This window comes from Shewanella sp. MMG014, from assembly GCF_018100775.1.
In the GTDB taxonomy this organism is placed as follows: Bacteria; Pseudomonadota; Gammaproteobacteria; order Enterobacterales; family Shewanellaceae; genus Shewanella; species Shewanella japonica.
The window spans coordinates 642,011-660,209 of the sequence record NZ_JAGJDZ010000001.1 but is presented as its reverse complement, the minus strand read 5'-3'; the positions used below and the strand labels follow the sequence as shown (position 1 = coordinate 660,209).

Genomic DNA, 18,199 nt, shown 5'->3' with positions numbered 1-18,199 from the left:
CAACAATCATAAAAAAGCCTAACAACAGATGTTAGGCTTTTTTAATTTTAAAGCTAACGTCACTTAGTTAATGTCACTTAGCTAACGTCACTTAGTTAATGCCAGTAAGCTCAATGTCGGCAAGAGAGAGGCCATAAGTCGCCAAGCCCTAGGCAATCACTTTTACTTTTGCAGCTGCTCGTTTCGCTTTAGCTATTGCTAAATCAATATCGGTATCTCTAGCTAATGCAACGCCTAATCTTCTGCGGCCGTCGATATCTGGCTTACCAAATAACTTAACTTGAGTATCAGGCTCAACTAATGCGCTGGCAACGCCTTGGTAGCGAATATTATCTGAGCTACCTTCAGCTAAAATGACTGCAGAAGCACTCGAACCATGTTGCTTAATTTGCGTAATAGGTAAGCCCAAAATCGCACGTACATGTAGCGCAAATTCTGATTCATCTTGGCTAATTAACGTCACCAGCCCGGTATCGTGTGGACGAGGAGATACTTCTGAAAAATACACATCATCGCCTTTAATGAATAATTCAACGCCAAATAAGCCGAAGCCGCCTAATGCCTTGACTACCGCTTGGCCGATTTCTTGCGATTTTGCTAATGCAATGGCTGACATGGCTTGCGGTTGCCATGATTCACGGTAATCGCCGTCTTCTTGTCGATGACCAATTGGGGCGCAATAATGAATTCCGTTAACTGCACTGATGGTGAGTAAGGTAATTTCATAGTCAAAATCCACAAAGCCTTCGACTATGACGCGCCCACCGCCTGCGCGGCCGCCTTCTTGAGCATATTGCCAAGCTTGTTCAATTTGCTGTGCTGATTTGATCACACTTTGGCCTTTGCCTGATGAACTCATGACGGGTTTTACCACGCAAGGCAAGCCAATATCTTCAATTGCTGTAGTAAATTCAGCTAAGGTGTCGCAAAAATAATAAGGTGAAGTCGGGATACCTAACGTTTCAGCAGCTAAACGTCTGATCCCTTCTCGATCCATCGTCAGCTGCGTTGCTTTGGCTGTAGGGATGATATTAATACCAGTGGCTTCAAGTTCCACTAAAGCTTGAGTAGCAATAGCTTCAATTTCTGGAATGACTAGATGAGGCTTTTCTAGTTCAATGACAGCTTTTAACGCCGCTTCATCCAACATATTTACCACATGACTTCGGTGTGCCACTTGCATGGCTGGTGCGTTAGGGTAACGGTCTACACCAATCACTTCTATTCCGTATCGTTGTAGCTCAATTGCTACCTCTTTGCCTAGTTCACCACATCCTAGCAGCATAGCTTTAATCGCACCTTCAGTACCGGCAGTACCAAAATCTAATGGGGTCTTCGCGTTCATTGTTTTACCTTCTAGGAAACCTGTAGGGAGTTTGCTGCAGAATGTTAACTTGTATTCAAACTTGATTGATTAGCAAAGCCTATAAATGTGTAAAAGATCACGTGAAAAGAGTTATTTTTTTAACGAATAAACAGTGTTTTATGGTTATTTTATTGATATTCATGTGTTATCTTGAGGTTGTGTTTGTGTTGCGCTAATTGGTTGCGAATTGGTGAGGTTAACTTAAAACAATACTGGTTGGTTTTCTGGCTATGAGTCGATAGGAGAGTCATATGTTTTTGGATTATTTTGCATTAGGGCTGCTGTTTTTTGTAGCGCTAGTGATTTTTTACGGTGTGATTGCAATTCATGATATTCCCTATGAAATTGCCAAGAAACGTAATCACCCTCAGCAGGATGCATTGCATATAGCGGGTTGGGTGAGTCTTTTTACCATGCATGCTATTTGGCCATTTTTATGGATTTGGGCAACCTTGTATCGTGAAGATAGAGGGTGGGGGTTTAGTAATGGTAAAAAGCGAGAGTTAATTCTTGAAGGTGAGGTACGCGAATTAATGGAAAAGGTTGAAGATTTAAATCAGCGCTTAGCCTCTATTGAGACGCCAAAAACTGACAAGGTTTCAGAACACACGCCAGAACAACAACCTAAGCAAGAGGTGTAATCATGGATCTACTACTGATTTTAACTTACACCGCGTTTTGTGTAGCAATATTCAAGATATTTAAGATCCCATTAACCAAATGGACAGTACCGACAGCAGTATTAGGCGGTATTGTGTTAATTGGTACACTGCTAATTTTAATGAACTACAACCACCCTTATACTCGTTTTGCTCGTGAGTACTTTGTATCTATTCCAATCAACCCTGCTGTGCGTGGATTAGTGGTTGAAGTGAATGTGAAGCCTAATATTCCAGTGAAGAAAGGCGATGTTTTATTTAAAATAGACCCGACACCATTTATTGCTGCGGTTAAACAAAAGCAAGCTGCACTAGAAGATGCTAAGCAAGCAGTACCGCAATTAAAAGCATCTTGGGATAGTGCTATTGCTCGTGTAACTCAAGCAGAAGCTAATCGCGATAGAGCGAAATCAGCTTTTGAACGTTATGATGAAGGTAAGCGAAAAGGTGGTAAAAACTCGCCATTCTCAGAAATTGAACTCGATAACAAACGTCAGTCATATTTATCTGCTGAAGCACAGTTTAAAGCCGCTGAAGCAGAAGAAATTCGCTATCGATTGGCTTATCAATCCAATATTGATGGGGTGAATACCGATGTTGCGGTTATTCAAGCGCAACTAGAAGAGGCGCAATTTAATTTAGACAGTACAGAGGTACGTGCACCCGTTGACGGTGTTGTTACGCAAATGGCTCTTCGTCCTGGTGTAATGGCAGTGCCTATTCCCCTTAGACCTGCGATGACGTTTATACCTGATGAAGATAGATACTTTGCTGGTGCGTTTTGGCAAAACTCATTATTACGTCTTAAAGAAGGTGATGAAGCTGAAATTATTTTAGATGCAATGCCAGGGGTTGTTCATAAAGGTCGAGTAGCTAAAGTGTTACCAGCCATGGCTGAAGGTGAGTTACAGTTTGGTGGGGCACTTAGGTCTTCTAATCAATTGTTCCAGCGTGGTCGTGCTCTGGTATTGATTGAGCTTGACGATGAAAATGAATTGCTTAGAACATTACCTGCGGGTGTCGCTGGGCAATCGGCCATTTATACAGAGCATTTCACTCATGTATCGATTATTCGTAAAGTATTACTGCGTATGCAAGGTTGGTTGAACTACTTGTTTGCTAAAGGTCATTAACCGCTATTTTTCTGATACTGACGATAGTATTAGTCAATCATGGCAATAGTAAATAGTGACGATAATGAAACTAGCGCCATAATGAATAAGCACAATAATGGATAGTCACGAGCTAACCTTATAGCAGTAAAATAAAAGTCCGCACTATGCGGACTTTTTTGTTTTTGATTAAGTACCTTGAGGTTGTTTTAACACTTTGGCTGCTTAGTTAACCTTTGGGCTAGGGGGGAATAAGGCCAGTATATTGGTGATGGTTTTACTGGTTTCTACGACTTTCTCGTCGCCGCCAGATTCAAAATCAAACTCATCTGTTCCACGCCAGATAAGGCGGTTCTCTTTTGCATCGATGATGTCTACTTGAATAACTTGGATTTTCGCACTATCACTACCGATTGGGATCCCCATACTGGTGCCCACACCGACACCACCGTGGCTCCCACTGGTGCCAGTACCTAAACCAATCGATAACCCAGAGCTTTTAGGTTTATCTTTGGTTAAAAAGCCATAACTAACAGTAAAATCGCTGTTTTCTTGTTGTTCAACAAACCCCTTAGCTGTGAGAGTAGAAAGAATATTTGCCCGAATGCGTTCAGCGCTTAGTGGATCGCCTTGATCTGGCGTATCAATGAAATGGAACGTTTTTAGATCAGAGAAATCATACTTGGTATCATAATCAGACTGAACATTAGTGCTTTGGCAAGCCCCAAGACACAGTAGCATGGTAAATAACATCATATATCGATAAAACATAAACTCTCCACTAATTCGAACGTTTCAGACTGCAACTCATGCTTTAATGAAATGTTTTAAGCACAATGTAGTTATTAATTTAACGGCAGTTTGTTCATAAACTTACTGTTAGCTTAATGCAAATTCAGTGCTTTAACCAATGTTAGCGATGGCATGCTACTGATTAATTGATGAATAATTGTTTAGTTATATGGCAATCTGCTTATTTAATGCTAAGTTAGAATGATTATTGTGCAATACGAAAGAGGTTATGGAGCAACTCAGTTTTCTGTCGGTACCCAGTCCGTGTATAGGTGTGTGTCAAACAGATGCGCGCGGATATTGTGTGGGCTGCTTAAGAAACCGAGATGAGCGTTTTAACTGGCTTCATTTTAGTGATGCGCAAAAGCACAATATTATTCGCTTATGTATACAGCGTAAACGTCGTAGGCAATATGCAAAATATAAAGCCCATCAAATAGCGGTAAAACAGCAGCAAGCCGAAGTTAACCCTCAATTTGATTTTGATGAAAAGCCAGATGATGACCTTGATTTTGGGGATTTTTCGTTAGATTAAACTCGTTGAGGTGTTTGATTTACCTTGGCCATATTAACGTAAAAGTCGTGGCCTTGTGGTCACTTTCTAACTTCACTTGTCCTTTATGGCGCTGCATTATTCGTTTAATAATCGCTAAGCCTAATCCGTGTCCTTTATTGCCTTTATGTTGAGATTTACTGCGATAAAATGGCTCAAACAGTTTAGGCTGATCTTCTTCTGGGATAGCTTCACCATCATTGACTACCGCTAAATAGACTTGCCTTTCATCATAACTTAGATAGATATGAATATCGGTGTTGGCGTATCGTTGTGCGTTTGTCACTAGGTTCTGAATGGCTCGCTCGACAAGCGATGTTTCCGCCATAATACCCATGTTATTCATCGAGTGATGAAAGTGAATAGGTTTCTCATTCAATGGCTGTAGGCGGCTGACGAGATCCTCTGTAATACTCACTAGCTCGCATTTTTCTAATGTCGGCTCTAGTTGAACCTCAAGGCTTGCATAGGTTAATAGCTCTTGCAGTAAGGTTTCCATTTCTTTTATGTCTAACTGCATTTCATCTAGAAAAGCTTGTCTGCGCTCTGCATCACTTTTAGGAAGGCAGTATTGAGGTAGAAGGGCTAAAGCAAACTTTAATCTCGCTAAAGGGGTTCTTATCTCGTGTGATACTGCATTGGATAGGTGTTTCTGGTTCTCAATTAAGTCGCTGATATGTTTTGCCATATCATTGAATGTATTGGCCAGTGGTGCAACCTGTGAACCTGCATTAAGTTCGATGCGAGTGTTCCACTTGGCCTCACCAAAGTTTTGGGTCGCTTTTTTTAATGTTTTAAGGTCTTTTGATAAAGGCCAAACCCAAATTAGCGCAACAAATGCGAGTAATAAATAAAAGAAAATGGTGAACAAGTTTCTAAGCTGCCCCCTAGGGTCAACATCTACAGGGCCAGCCATCAGGACTTGATCGCCTACAGCAATGAATTGCAGTTCATGATCTTTATCTGCTGTGGTGGTAATGATTTGATTGTCAGAGAACACCACTTCAGCACTGAGTGCTATTTCATGTTTTTCAAATAGCTGTAAGGGGTATGGGTATTTTTCGATGATCGCTTCTAGCTGCTGTTGTCGATCAGCTTTAGGTTGTTGCGCCAATAGAAGGGCAAAAGCGATTAAAGGCGAGTCTATGTTGTCGTGTTCGTCGACTTGTTGTTGCCAGAGGCTATCTAAAGTCCAGCCTATACCTAAAAAGCTTAAGCTTAATAATAGGTATAGGCTGATGAAGAGTCTTTTCAAAGTCTTCTATAACTCGATTAGTTATTCCACGCTTCCGGCGCGAATAAATAACCTTGTCCCCAAACAGTTTTAATTCTGAATGGTGTCTCAATACTGTCGCCTAGCTTTTTACGCAAACGCGAAATACGGACATCGATTTTTCTATCTTTACCATCAAAGTCAATATTAAGCAGGTATTGGTAAATATATTGACGACTCAACACTTGGCCCGCTTGTGAGGCTAATAACCATAATAACTCAAACTCATGGCTAGTTAGATCTACTTCCGTATTCCCCAAGCGAATAGCTTGAGTATGAGGATCAATACTTAATTTACCAAAACTTAAACAGTGTGACTCAGGTTTTGAAGGCTGTGCCTGACGGCGAAGTAAGTTATTGATTCTAGCTACTAATAAACTAGGGTCAACAGGCTTAACTACGTAGTCGTCAGCACCCAATTCTAATCCTTTGATTTGATCTTCAGGTGAGCCTAATGCGCTCATTAATAAAATTGGACCTGCAAAATAGTCAGGTAATTTTTCACAAAGGCTTAATCCATCAAGTCCAGGTAGCATGATATCCAGTAAAATAATATCAGGCTTGTAACTAATTAATCGTGTTAGAACGGTATCGCCACGTCGCTCAACTTCAACGTGCATATCGTGTGACTTTAAATAGTCCACAATCAAATTGGCAAGACGAATATCATCTTCAACCAATAAAACTCTATGAGTTGATGGGGGGGTTGCCATTAAAATAAACTCCAAGGGTTTCGGTAACGTCGTCGAATTTTGGGCTCAGACGTTTTTGTGACTTTTAGGATTACTTCCGCCAGTTCATTATTATTGTTTTTATTTATTAAGATAAAATGAATATCTTCATTTGTACTTACTGATATTTGCAACGAGTGTTCATCAGTTGAATCACTACACCAGCGAGCAATAGGTTGGTAATTTGACTGGATACAAACCAATTGTTCGTTTTCGACCTGCCAATTTAGCTCAATGTCAATTTCACAAATACTATCATTTGCATCAATAAGACATAAACGAGGCGTAGCCGAAAGCTGTGCTTGCCCGATAAGCGTATCAGCTTTGGCAAAGAAAGCACTAAAAATCAGTATTAATATACCGAAAAGGTGATAGACCTTATGTTCTTTGAGGAACAAGGTTAGAACCTATATGCAGCTCCTGCAAAATAGGAGTTGGAGTAATCTTCATTTATTATTGGGCTGTCTATAATTTCATCTGCAAGTAGAGCATGGCGCAAAGCTAATAATAAGTCCCAACGCTCTGATATACGGTATCGCGTTGTTAATTCTATTGCTTTATTCCAGCCTGAACTTGGTTGGTATTGTTCACTCCAGTATGCATTTTCACTGGGGCGAATACCATAGTAATAATCAATGACTTCAGCGCTTTTCCATTCCGTTTCTAGAGTGAGATCAAAACGCCAATCACTCACAGCTAAAGAATAGTTCCAGCTAATATTTACTTCTTGCCCGTTATGGACATTCAGTAAGTCATGAGCGGCTGCGATTTTTAGCACGCCAAACTGGCCATACCAAAATAATTCAGCACCACCATATACGGTGAAGTTTCGACTTTCAAGTTCATTTAAAACAACGGGTTGCTCAACACTCTGTACTCCAAACCCTCCAATATTAGGTAGAGAAGAAACTGGGTCAGTATTAGCAGATTGAGGAAGAAAGATATTAGAAGGATCCCAGCGATAAAAAAAAGCGCGTTCATCGCTATAGCTTGTTGCTAAGTTGATGGTAAAGGTTTCTTGTTCTGTTAGGGTATAGCCAAAATTAAAGTTGTCAAAAAACCAGCTTTCACCATAGTAAGCTATTGATGGTATTGCATATAATGGAATGTCGTCGTAATTGGCAATAGGATTAGTTTTATTGCCATAGCCAACTGCAACACTAATATCCCATTCACCTACAACAACGCAATCACCGTCAAGTTGACAAGGTTCATCCGCAATGGCAGGAAAAAGAATAAATTGTGATACAAATAAGGCAAAAAATAATCGATACATCAAAAACAAACAACCTATATTTATCAATTAAACCGATGAATAGGTGCCACTTTAACACCTATTTAATCAATGAAAAATTTGTTTAATTGATTTGATACAAACTGATACTTATGTTTGCTTGGTGTTGTTTAGGTTGTGTGTTGGTTTGTTTTTGGCTATGCCAATGTTTTTACAGGTTAAATATTTTCTTTTGTCTCATCTGTTTTTGCTAGCTGACGTTGGCGTTGATAGCCCATTTCAATCAGTTGAGCATTGATGCAATCAGATACAAACTGTTGCCTTTCGTTTTTATCCACTTGTTCTTCGGTTGCTGTTGTTTCACAGGCGACAGTAAGTGAATTAACAATATCAATTGGCGCTTGCGTATTATTGGCTAAACTGGCTGAACTCACTATGAGTGATAATGAAATGAATGTATAAAAAGCTGGCTTTTTCATGTGTTGTCCTTTGAGAACTTATTATTGGTTTAAGGCCACAGTGACATCTTTTTTCATTGTTAACTCATTAAAATGTGGACAAATAATGTGAAGTATTTATCCACTTAAATTTACTAATGACTTAACCTCGTTACGCTCATAGGTAGCCTTGTACGTTATTTAGTCAGCTTAAAATGGTTTTAGTTCAGTTTTAGATTAATAAACGCTATGGCAGCATTATTTAAGCAACGCTTAGAAATGTAATGCTTTAATGATTGAGTGGTTAATAAGAAGCCTTCACCGGTCTCTTTAGCACGACAGATATCTGTCCAAGGAAGAAGGTGATCAATATAGCTAGATTTAGAATGTATTCCCTGCTCATTAATCGTAATAGTAACGGGGTTGTTGGCCGACTTACTGATCATTTGTCTCATTAGCCACCATGCGCGATTAAAGCGAACCTGTAATGCTTCAACACCACCTAAACCAATAAAAAAGTAGGCAAGATAAGGTGTCACATCGGTGAATGTCATTAAAAATCCTGCAACAGTAAAAGCGATCGCTTTGAGGTACCGTTTGGGACTTAAATTAACTTCGACAGATTGGTCGTAGGTTTCTTCAAAATGAGATTTATCAAGGATATATTCTTTAATGTAACTGAAACCGACGGTATTGGTGTCATCGGTTTCAGCAACATGATTAATAGTACTGGCTTCAGTTTGATTATGACTTTCAGACATATAAGGCTCTAATACAACAAAGATAAGGCAATTATAATGTTGAAGTGATCGATTTGACTAATTTTTCCTGCAGTTCAGCTTGCTCCAATTCAGTTAACTGTGCGCCATGTTGATTAGATAATGCAAATACATTATCAGCACGTTCGCCCACAGTACTAATTGCTGCTGAATGAATGTTGAGATCGAGTGCTCTAAAGGCACTGGCAATTTGCCCCATAAATTCATGGGTTTCTAATGCCAGTACATGCACTAGTGTGCGGTCGGCCTTCTTAGAATGAATAAACTCAATCGTGGGTTTATTATCAAAGTTTTTGGTATGGCGAGAAGGTCGAGTTTTAGGCGGTGACATATTGTCATCGAGTACCTGACGTAATTTTTTAATGACTTGTTTACGGCGTTGGGCACTAAAAATAGGTTTGCCATCAAAATCGAGCACTTTAAATGCTTCAACAACATATCCGTCTTTGGTTTTAGATATTTGAGCTTGGTTAACGGAAATTTTTAGTGTCGACAGTGTGTTAAATAATGAAATAAATAATCCAGGTCTGTCTTTGGTGTAAACAAACACATCACTACAGCCTTTAACGCTACTGTCATCAAGTAAGATGAGTGAGTGATCATCAGGATGATTTTCTTGTTCGTGGCTTAGAATACCTAGGCTGTATTTAGCGATTTCACTTGGAATTGCATTACTAAAGAATGATAACGGTAACCGTTTCCACAAGGCATTTATTTCAGTAAGTTGAGCTTCACTAGGACTAATAATGCCTAAAGCATCTTGTTTGTGCTCTCTGACGAGGGTTCTTAATTGCAACACATTTTCTAAGCCATTTCTGAGCGCTTTTCGCGTTGCAAAATAGAGGTCGGTAAGTAAGCTTGCTTTCCAGTCATTCCATAAATCGTCATTGGTTGCTTGGATATCTGCAACTGTGAGGCAATATAGTGCATCAAGTTTTGTAATACTACCAACTGATTTTGCAAAGGTTTTAACCACTTCTGGGTCGTGTATATCCATTCGTTGAGACGTAATAGACATTAATAAATGTTGCTCAACTAACCAGCTGATTAATTGCTGTTGTGAGGTTTTTAACCCGTGAAACTTTGCGAATAGTTTGGCATCTACTGCGCCAAGCTCACTATGATCGCCGCCACGACCTTTTGCTAAGTCATGGAATAACGCTGCAAATAAAATGGATTCTTTTGCTTGAAAACGTTCAAAAATATCAGCAGCCAGTTTTTGATCTGCTGGCACTTCATCTTGAGTTAAGCCATATATTTTTTTCAGTAGCTTATGAGTATGCTCATCTACTGTATATGCATGAAATAAATCAAACTGCATTTGACCTACGACTTCACGCCATTGAGGTAAGTAGGAGGCTAAAATACCGTGCTGATGCATCAAGGTTATTGCCAGACCCATTCCATGAGGGTGTTTAAATAAGCTAACAAATAACTCTCGGCAAACCTGATAATCTTGCAAGTCACCCATTAATCTTCGTCGCACTTGGCGCAATAGTCGTAATGTTTCTGGGGTGATACCCGTTACTTGCTCATGATAAATGGCAATAAAGGTAAACATCGACATGATTTGGGTACGATCAATAAAAACGTCTTGGTTTTGAGCGTGAATTTGCCCATTATAAATTTGGAAGTTTTCATTTATCTCAATTATCACAGGTGTTTTTTGTGGCACAATTTCACGTTCGAAATAAGCCATTAACATTAGATTTAGCTCACGAATACGTTTCATGGCTCTAAATAATTGACGCATCATTTTTTCAATGGCGATATTACCGCTATCGCCAAAACCTTGCAGACGTGCAACTTCAGCTTGGTGCTGGAGTAATAATCGATTTTCAGAGCGGTTAGAGGCCTGATGCAAAGCAAAACGGACACGCCAGATGAAGTTTTGACACTCCATAAACTCAGCGTATTCATCGTCAGTTAAAAATTTAAGTCGGCGTAGATCTTTTAAACCATCAATAGAGAAATGCTTACGAGCAATCCAGGTAATGGTTTGAATATCCCTCATGCCACCGGGACTGTTTTTTAAATTGGGCTCAATATTAAATGCGGTGCCTTGCGCCTTATTGTGACGCACTTTTTGTTCATCATATTTAGCATCAAAAAATGCTTCACTTGACCAAATCGTTTCGCCATAAAGCTTACTCAGAACTTGGTGTTGGTGATTCTCGTGGCCACAGATATGTCTAATTTCTAGCAGTGTTGTCGCAATAGTGACATCTTCTGCGCAGGCTTTAAAAGTATCATCAAGTCGTCTTACTGCATGGCCCAAATCTAACCCTAAATCCCATAATTGAGTTAAAAAATGGCTTAAGGAGTTTGCGTCATGTGTTGATAAGTCACTGTCATGGATAATGCAAATATCAATATCAGAAAAAGGGTGAAGTGTTTTACGCCCATAACCACCCACTGCATTTAAGGAAATGGTGCTGGTTTCAAACGGGGTAGCTTGCCAAAGGTGGTTTAGTAAAATGTCGAAAAACTGCGCTCGATGCTGCAGTATTTCTGCGATAGAACAACTATTTATTTGTTGTTCTAACCAGGTATCAAACTCAGTAATGGATTGTTTTAGGTCTACAATGCTCATTTCTGGCTGTAAAATCGGATAAGCTGGTTGCAAAGACATGTTACTCCTTTATTGTTTTGCCTTTAAACAGGGTATTCGATTTGGTTTGTTAACTCAAACGAAGTAACTAAATGAATCGGAATAAGTTAATTCTTTTAATTAGTTAATTGAGAATAAATTATAAAATGCGAAGTAAGCGAAGTCGGTTAGATCAATTTTTTGCTCAAAAGCTGCAAATTTCTAAGAAAGCTGTCAGGCAGTTATTGCTTGATAATCGCATTGAAGTGGATGGTGAAATTTGTAAGTCAGTCGATTTACAAATTGATGAATTTACACATATACGCTTTGATGGTGAGTGGTTACAACATCATACTCGGCAATACTATATGTTAAATAAGCCTGATGGTGTAGTCAGCGCAACTAAAGACCGTATCCATCCCACAGCCTTGTCATTACTTGACAATATCGATCTGGATTTGATGCATATTGCAGGTCGCCTAGATTTACATTCAACTGGATTACTATTAATTACCAACGACAGCCGTTGGTCTGAAATGCTGATGGCACCTGATACTAAGGTTAATAAGCAATACTTGGTGACGTTAGCAAACCCACTCGATGAAAGTTATATTGCTGGTTTTTTACAGGGGATGCATTTTGGATATGAAGATATTGTCACCAAGCCAGCAAAATTAGAAATTCTATCGACTTTTCAAGCTAGGGTGACTTTACAAGAAGGTAAGTATCATCAAATAAAGCGTATGTTTGGGCGCTTTAGAAATCCTGTTTTGGCATTACATCGTGAGTCGATAGGTAGTATCAACTTAGATACTCAACTCGGATGTGGAAAATTTCGTCATTTAACTGAGGAAGAGATTTTAATGAAATAATTTAGATAGATATGAGCAGATTCAAGATTAATAAGTCTGCACTGGATCAATATACTTTGTAAATATTAGTGCTAATGTTTTGGCTGGATGAAATTTAAACAGGCAATAACATGGATATAAAAGCACTAAAAAAAATTAGCGAACTTGATGTATTCAGTTTATTGGTTTTCAAAATTATCTATGAAACGGGGTTTGCCAATCTTGCTGCAAAAGAGCTTGGCGTTTCAGCGCCTAAAATTAGTCGCTGCCTCACAGCACTTAGGTTGACCTTTGACGACGAGTTGTTTTATCGTCGCCAGCAAGGTTTAAAACCTACCGCCTTAGCTGAACACCTTTATCAACCCATCTGCGAATTTTGTGAATCTGCCTCAAATATAGAAAGAATTGTTTGTGCAGGGAATAAAACCAATTCTTCTAAAGTCCTCAATATTGCTGTCACTCCTATCATTATTAATTCGCTGGCTTTGTCTTTAGGCCGTGAAGAGGTGATGGATAAATTGGGTAAAGTGAGGCTTCATTTATGGAACGAATACTCAGAAGAGAAAATTCATCAAGGTGATATCGACCTCGGGATTAATTTTGGCGGGGCTTGTGTGACTGAATTAGAGTCTCAAGTTATTGGTACTTCTACTTCTACTTCTATTGCTGCTCGGCGAAATCACCCTATTTGGAACAGCGGTTATATTGATTTAGAAGAAATTAGCAACTATCCGTTTTTGATTCTTGAAGGAAAGGGGTTTAATGACAAATTAGATCCGTTTGAAATCTATTGTCGTCAATCGGGTATCGAACCACCAAGCATCAGTCGGGTGACTTCTGTTTCAGAGTGGTTTTGTCATCTATTGACGATGAGAAGCTTCAGTTTTATGTCGACTGCTGAATCCAAAGTGTTGGGTAGCTTAGACGATATACGTGTAGAAAAGCTCCCCGCTTTTGAAAGACAAAAATTGGTGGGTAAATGTTTATCCCCTGAGTACAACATTATTGAACGTTCATCGCCTTATAGACGTTACTGTGAAAATAGCAGAGAAATTATATTGGACTCAGTGAAGTATTTGATCAGTTTGTAACGCATAGTCTCTCGAAATAAACGCCTAAAATGAAGCCGAAAGGCTTCTTTTTTTAACTTCAAATTAAGTCTGGTTTTTGAGTTGGTTTACCGTGTTTAAATGAGTTTATTTCTACTCAGACGATAGTACCTATTATCCATCATTTTGTTACTTTGTTTTCCTCCCAGTTTTGCTGATTATAAAATTGTAAATATTATAAATTGAACTCAAACTATCAAATAAAAGCAATAAGTTATGTGAGTTTTATATAGCGAAATTGCTAAGCTCGATTTGTGCAATTTTTAGCTAAGAATCTTTAAATTTCAATCACAATTACCACACAAGTTTAATACATATTACAGGCTGTCTTTTATATTGGAATCACTGCCACGGCAGAATCAAATACCTAAAATAAAGGGATACGATAATGAGAACTTATAAGAGAACAATACTCGCAACAGCGTTGATGGCTGTTATTGGGTTAGTGGGATGCAGTGATGGTGAAGATGGCCAAGATGGGGCTCCGGGTGAGCCAGGGGCACCTGGTGAACCGGGTACACCTGCGGGTAATGTTGTTTCAACAGTAGAATCTGCAGCAGACTTTATATTAACGGTTGCACCAGAAGATATCGTTGTAGTGGGGAGCGAAGAATTTTCTGTTAAATTTACTGCCACAGGTAAAAATTCAGCAGGTGAATCTTTACCTTTTACTGGTTTAGAGCAAGTGGCTATTTATGTGGCTAACCAAACGGAAAATATGACTGATACCGGTGCACCTCTTGTTTGGGAAAGTAATGGTTTAGCAAATGATTTTAGCTACAGCATGTATTGTACGCCTACGGGCAAAGCAGATTCATGGGGAACAGAGGTAGATGCCTGTACTCTGGTTGAAGATGAAGCCAATCCTGGTACATATACCGGGACTTGGGAGCATGATGGTAATGCGCCTATTGTCTTAGAAAATGGGGATACTAATAGTCTTCATCGTGTCATGGTTCGAACTTATAATATTGTCGATAGTTCTGGCACATCGGTTTCAGATAAACTGCTTTCTACCCCAATTGACTTTATTCCTGCGACTAATGAAATCGCAATTTCAGAGAAAGACTCCGTTTCAAATGCGGCATGTATTAAATGTCACGGCCAGTTAGATGGTTATGAAGATACTGATTCACGTATCGCTGATCTTAGCGCGCACCATAATTATCAAAAAGTAGAAAACTGTGTGTCTTGTCATAACCCTTCTTATCCAGTGACGGATGAAGAAGCGGAAGCCTTAGGTTATAACCTTAACTTTAATGCCATGATCCACACCATTCACGCTGGTCATCATATTGATAATCTAGAAGGTGCAGCTAAAGAGATGTTCTCTGAAATTGCCTTCCCTGCAGAGTTGAATGAATGTACAACCTGTCACGACAACGGTACGCAGTGGAATGACAATGTTTATGCAGAAGCCTGTGTGTCTTGCCATACCAATGTCGATTTTGAAACTGGTGAAGGTCACTTAGGAATTGTGCCTGAAAGTGACGCTTCATGTTCAGGTTGTCATGGTGCGGGCAGTTTAAGCCCTATGCAAGCTCATGGTGTTGGCGGCAGAGATGAGTTAGCTGATAAGTTTATTATTGATATTCAATCAGTAGCAGTAGAAGCTTCAGCAACTGCTGGGATGTCTACGTTAGTCGTTACGTCAGAAGTGAGCATGAACGGTTCCTTACTTGATGCTGCAACCTATGCGTCAATCACAGATTATATGACTAATGCTGGCCGTGGTTTATTAATCGGCACGTTAGATGCAGATACAGGCGCTGTGTCACATGGCTACGGTGCCGATGGTGGATTTAAAATGGACTTCGTTGGTGGCGTGATGAGTTCTGATGGCGTAGTCGTTAACGAAGCTGAATTTGCGGCTGATTTATTAGTGGGTCCAATTTACGCAACAGCTGAAGTGCAATTATGCGGCTCAGGAAGTGAAATTGTCGAGTGTACCCAAGATGATGATGGCAATATTGTTGAAATGGGCGTGGCGAATCTGGCTGAAACTAAGTACTTTAACCTTACGCCTGATGCAGATATTGTTGAGATGCGTATCGCTGATGCAGATCGTACTTCAATTAGTGAAGCTAAGTGTAATGATTGTCATGGTAACTTAACGCATATAAAAAGCACTCACGGTGTCACTGAGTTCACACAATGTGCTTATTGTCATAGCGAAAACTTAGGTGGTTCTCCTACTTATCACCCTACAGCATCGTATAAAACTGACGAAGTAGATGCCGATGGCAATGCAATATGGGATGTCGTTGAAGGTTTATCTTTTGCTAACCGAGACCTCGTTACCGTTGCTCATAGATTCCATGCTGGCTACTGGGATGGCGAACCAGCTGTATACCGTGATGCTGAAGGCAATCTTAATGGGTACTCTGCAATGTTAAATAATTGTCAGGCTTGCCATAAAGAAGATAGCACCGTATTTGCTGCAGATGGTGGATTAACATCAGGTAAACGCTCTGTCGAAACTGATGCTGGTTTCATCTCGCCAATCTCTGAAGCTTGTCGTAGTTGTCACGTGAGTGCCTCTGCATTAGCTCACTTCAAGAGTAATGGCGCTTATGTACAGGATGAACCTGGTTCAGTGGTTGATTTACCGATTGAGTCTTGTTCAACGTGTCATGCCGAAGGTAAAACCTATGGTGTTGATGTGATGCATAGTGGAACAAGTCATTAATGACTTTTCGGTTTATTAGCATGCTAAAAAGGTTACGATAACTTTTTGTGATTAGCATAATGATTAAAGGAGCCTTAGGGCTCCTTTTTATGTTTTATTGCTTAGAAAAGGGTTAACAATGCAATCGCGAATTCAAATAGTTCAGAGTGAAGAGTTTAACGTGTAGTGTCATGATGTACGACCTTGAATTTTTACACTACTTTAATACTTGCCCAATAAAAAAGCTGACATCATAGTCAGCTTTTTACTATTTACATACTGAGTTTGGTATTAGCTTTGTTGTAATTTGTATAACCATTTACCGTAAAGGAAAATACCTACTGCTGAAATAGTGCCGATGGCAGCGATGATATACCACGCCATACCAATGTTATGGGTGTTATACAGCAAGGTTGTGAGTTCTTGAGCAGGTTCACCTGTGAAAGTCACTAATGTACTAAAGGCTTCACCTTGCGGAATAGCGCCAATTGTAGCAGCATCCATGCCTCGCTCAGCAAGGAGTTGTAGTGAGAATACTTCTTTTGATGCGTACATTTCATATAACTTAGGGCCAAAGTAGCCTTCAAGAGTCCAGCCAATCCCTTGCGGTAACATCACAAAACCTAAGTACATCGCTTTTTTGCCTTCAGGAGCAATATTACCCATGAACTCGTTTTTCTTCGGGCTAATCATCATTTCACCGAAAGAGAACATAGCAATGGCTAGTACAATCATCCATGCCGCATTAGTTGCACCTATAAATACAAATGCGAGGATACTCAGCAAACAACCACCTAGCATTGCTGTGGTAATACGGTATTTAGCAGTAAGCGCTGCCACCAAAAAACAACTGGTCATAATCATACCGGCATTGAGGTTAAGCATGCCTTCTGGCATGACCTTAGTGCCTGTGTTATCTAGGCCTAACCAGAATTGGAAAAAGCCATTAGATGTGCCATCGGGGCCAAATAGCGAGGTCACAATCACACTGGTATCGACCCATTCTGCAATATGAATAGGCAATACATCAAATAAGGCATTGAACAAGAACCAGAAACCAGCAAACACTAGCATGTAGTAAATCACCACTGGTTTTTTAAGCTCGTTTAAGGCATCACGCCATAGGGCTTCTTGTTTAATTTCGCCAGATTTAATTTTACGATTTCGCTCAAGACGTTCTTCTTTTCCTGGCTCTTTATAAGCTAATAGAAATAAAAAGTTTAACGAGATAATGGCAGCACAGGCATAAAACACATTATCCCAAGATAATTGGCGCATATGCACAGCAACTAGCGGACCTAAGAACCCACCAATATTAACGACCTGGTAGAATATACCCCAAGCCATTGAGGTGTTTTGTCTGCCAGTGGATAGCACTAAGGTACCTTGAATACCCGGTTTAAAAATACCTGTACCCGCCGCCAGCAAAATGGCACCAAAGAGGAAACCATAAAAGCTTGGGAAGAAAGCCATGACAAGATAGCCAGCGATTTTAATTATCGTAGAGGCAAAAATGGTTTCTTTGTAACCAACGCGATCTGATATGCCGCCCGTAAAGACAGGTATGAAGGTTTGCATGAAGGCCCAAATTGCGATGATCACACCATAATCGCTAAGGCTAATACCTAAGCCACCTTCAGAGGTGGGGGCTTTTGCATAAAGACCAGCACTGGCCTTTACACCGTAGTATGCGATACGTTCAACCAGCTCCATGCCGCCGACGATCCAAAAAATATAACTCAGGCTGGCAATCGATGCCCACATTCCAAGTTGTTTTACTTCACTGAGGTCGTTACCTGAGTGTGAATTTTCACTCATATCTCACCTTTTATTATGATTATTATTAACATTAAGCTGGCAGACACTTTACCTAATTTGAAACAAAATACAAAAGAACTGTGATAAAAATTGCGCTTTATATTTAATGTTAAATCTTTGAGGGGAAGATTGGCGTCATGCGAGGGTTACACAATTGAAATATGGACTGATTATTGCGCAGGTTGCTGCTTTTTTAATTATGGATAACCGTTCTTCAAATTATTTTT

Annotated in this window: 16 protein-coding genes; 6 read left to right on the top strand and 10 right to left on the bottom strand. The window is 39.7% G+C overall.

The features are described 5' to 3' along the window. Nucleotides 1-148: 148 nt before the first annotated feature. On the bottom strand, nt 149-1,345 hold the full coding sequence (gene purT, locus J8L86_RS02795; protein WP_065108977.1) for a formate-dependent phosphoribosylglycinamide formyltransferase: 1,197 nt from the start codon (nt 1,343-1,345) through the stop codon (nt 149-151). 272 nt (nt 1,346-1,617) lie between these two features. Between purT and J8L86_RS02790 the strand changes: the two genes are divergently transcribed. After that, complete coding sequence (locus J8L86_RS02790; RefSeq protein ID WP_211028588.1) at nt 1,618-2,007, top strand: DUF3302 domain-containing protein; 390 nt, start codon at nt 1,618-1,620, stop codon at nt 2,005-2,007. A 2-nt stretch (nt 2,008-2,009) separates the two neighbouring features. Next, on the top strand, nt 2,010-3,158 hold the full coding sequence (locus J8L86_RS02785) for an HlyD family secretion protein (protein ID WP_211028587.1): 1,149 nt from the start codon (nt 2,010-2,012) through the stop codon (nt 3,156-3,158). 204 nt (nt 3,159-3,362) lie between these two features. Here J8L86_RS02785 and J8L86_RS02780 read toward each other — a convergent pair whose 3' ends face one another. Continuing rightward, entirely contained in the window at nt 3,363-3,908 is a 546-nt protein-coding gene (locus tag J8L86_RS02780; protein WP_065108979.1) for a DUF4136 domain-containing protein, read from the bottom strand. 250 nt (nt 3,909-4,158) lie between these two features. On the opposite strand from J8L86_RS02780, the gene J8L86_RS02775 reads away from it, so the two are divergent. Then, nucleotides 4,159-4,464: a DUF1289 domain-containing protein gene (locus J8L86_RS02775; RefSeq protein WP_065108980.1), complete on the top strand. Its 306-nt coding sequence runs from the start codon at nt 4,159-4,161 to the stop codon at nt 4,462-4,464. A gap of 19 nt (nt 4,465-4,483) precedes the next feature. Here the strand turns inward: J8L86_RS02775 and J8L86_RS02770 are convergent, their stop codons facing one another. The 7 genes from J8L86_RS02770 to glnD all read right to left on the bottom strand — a co-directional run bounded on the left by J8L86_RS02770 (nt 4,484) and on the right by glnD (nt 11,568). After that, nucleotides 4,484-5,737, bottom strand: a complete 1,254-nt coding sequence (locus J8L86_RS02770) for an ATP-binding protein (protein ID WP_211028586.1) — start codon at nt 5,735-5,737, stop codon at nt 4,484-4,486. A 17-nt stretch (nt 5,738-5,754) separates the two neighbouring features. Then, nucleotides 5,755-6,468, bottom strand: coding sequence for a winged helix-turn-helix domain-containing protein (locus J8L86_RS02765; RefSeq protein ID WP_055024304.1), 714 nt, complete (start codon nt 6,466-6,468; stop codon nt 5,755-5,757). Further along, nucleotides 6,468-6,884 (bottom strand): DUF3019 domain-containing protein, encoded by a 417-nt coding sequence (locus J8L86_RS02760; RefSeq protein ID WP_065108982.1) that lies wholly within the window; start codon nt 6,882-6,884, stop codon nt 6,468-6,470. Before J8L86_RS02760 ends, J8L86_RS02765 begins: the two co-directional genes overlap by 1 nt. A gap of 2 nt (nt 6,885-6,886) precedes the next feature. Beyond that, nucleotides 6,887-7,762 (bottom strand): MipA/OmpV family protein, encoded by an 876-nt coding sequence (locus J8L86_RS02755; RefSeq protein ID WP_211028585.1) that lies wholly within the window; start codon nt 7,760-7,762, stop codon nt 6,887-6,889. A gap of 176 nt (nt 7,763-7,938) precedes the next feature. Then, nucleotides 7,939-8,199 (bottom strand): hypothetical protein, encoded by a 261-nt coding sequence (locus J8L86_RS02750; RefSeq protein WP_065108984.1) that lies wholly within the window; start codon nt 8,197-8,199, stop codon nt 7,939-7,941. A gap of 179 nt (nt 8,200-8,378) precedes the next feature. Then, the gene (locus tag J8L86_RS02745; RefSeq protein WP_211028584.1) at nt 8,379-8,918 is read right to left on the bottom strand and encodes a YcxB family protein; all 540 of its coding nucleotides are present in this window, start codon (nt 8,916-8,918) and stop codon (nt 8,379-8,381) included. 31 nt (nt 8,919-8,949) lie between these two features. Beyond that, nucleotides 8,950-11,568: a [protein-PII] uridylyltransferase gene (glnD, locus tag J8L86_RS02740; protein WP_065108985.1), complete on the bottom strand. Its 2,619-nt coding sequence runs from the start codon at nt 11,566-11,568 to the stop codon at nt 8,950-8,952. 125 nt (nt 11,569-11,693) lie between these two features. On the opposite strand from glnD, the gene J8L86_RS02735 reads away from it, so the two are divergent. From J8L86_RS02735 to J8L86_RS02725, 3 genes are all read left to right on the top strand, one after another. Then, nucleotides 11,694-12,398, top strand: coding sequence for a 16S rRNA pseudouridine(516) synthase (locus tag J8L86_RS02735; RefSeq protein ID WP_211028583.1), 705 nt, complete (start codon nt 11,694-11,696; stop codon nt 12,396-12,398). Nucleotides 12,399-12,508: 110 nt separating this feature from the next. Continuing rightward, nucleotides 12,509-13,468 carry a LysR family transcriptional regulator gene (locus J8L86_RS02730; protein ID WP_065108987.1) on the top strand — a complete coding sequence of 320 codons (960 nt, stop codon included), beginning with the start codon at nt 12,509-12,511 and terminating at the stop codon, nt 13,466-13,468. Nucleotides 13,469-13,874: 406 nt separating this feature from the next. Continuing rightward, nucleotides 13,875-16,175: an OmcA/MtrC family decaheme c-type cytochrome gene (locus J8L86_RS02725; RefSeq protein ID WP_211028582.1), complete on the top strand. Its 2,301-nt coding sequence runs from the start codon at nt 13,875-13,877 to the stop codon at nt 16,173-16,175. A gap of 270 nt (nt 16,176-16,445) precedes the next feature. Here the strand turns inward: J8L86_RS02725 and J8L86_RS02720 are convergent, their stop codons facing one another. Next, entirely contained in the window at nt 16,446-17,972 is a 1,527-nt protein-coding gene (locus J8L86_RS02720) for an MFS transporter (RefSeq protein WP_055024296.1), read from the bottom strand. Between the last annotated feature and the right edge of the window lie 227 nt (nt 17,973-18,199).

Excerpts from the sequence above, each read along its gene's own strand:
- purT (WP_065108977.1), bottom strand. The coding sequence starts at position 1,345 with ATGAACGCGAAGACCCCATTAGATTTTGGTACTGCCGGTACTGAAGGT.
- J8L86_RS02790 (WP_211028588.1), top strand. The coding sequence starts at position 1,618 with ATGTTTTTGGATTATTTTGCATTAGGGCTGCTGTTTTTTGTAGCGCTA.
- J8L86_RS02785 (WP_211028587.1), top strand. The coding sequence starts at position 2,010 with ATGGATCTACTACTGATTTTAACTTACACCGCGTTTTGTGTAGCAATA.
- J8L86_RS02780 (WP_065108979.1), bottom strand. The coding sequence starts at position 3,908 with ATGTTTTATCGATATATGATGTTATTTACCATGCTACTGTGTCTTGGG.
- J8L86_RS02775 (WP_065108980.1), top strand. The coding sequence starts at position 4,159 with ATGGAGCAACTCAGTTTTCTGTCGGTACCCAGTCCGTGTATAGGTGTG.
- J8L86_RS02765 (WP_055024304.1), bottom strand. The coding sequence starts at position 6,468 with ATGGCAACCCCCCCATCAACTCATAGAGTTTTATTGGTTGAAGATGAT.
- J8L86_RS02755 (WP_211028585.1), bottom strand. The coding sequence starts at position 7,762 with ATGTATCGATTATTTTTTGCCTTATTTGTATCACAATTTATTCTTTTT.
- J8L86_RS02750 (WP_065108984.1), bottom strand. The coding sequence starts at position 8,199 with ATGAAAAAGCCAGCTTTTTATACATTCATTTCATTATCACTCATAGTG.
- J8L86_RS02745 (WP_211028584.1), bottom strand. The coding sequence starts at position 8,918 with ATGTCTGAAAGTCATAATCAAACTGAAGCCAGTACTATTAATCATGTT.
- glnD (WP_065108985.1), bottom strand. The coding sequence starts at position 11,568 with ATGTCTTTGCAACCAGCTTATCCGATTTTACAGCCAGAAATGAGCATT.
- J8L86_RS02735 (WP_211028583.1), top strand. The coding sequence starts at position 11,694 with ATGCGAAGTAAGCGAAGTCGGTTAGATCAATTTTTTGCTCAAAAGCTG.
- J8L86_RS02730 (WP_065108987.1), top strand. The coding sequence starts at position 12,509 with ATGGATATAAAAGCACTAAAAAAAATTAGCGAACTTGATGTATTCAGT.
- J8L86_RS02725 (WP_211028582.1), top strand. The coding sequence starts at position 13,875 with ATGAGAACTTATAAGAGAACAATACTCGCAACAGCGTTGATGGCTGTT.
- J8L86_RS02720 (WP_055024296.1), bottom strand. The coding sequence starts at position 17,972 with ATGAGTGAAAATTCACACTCAGGTAACGACCTCAGTGAAGTAAAACAA.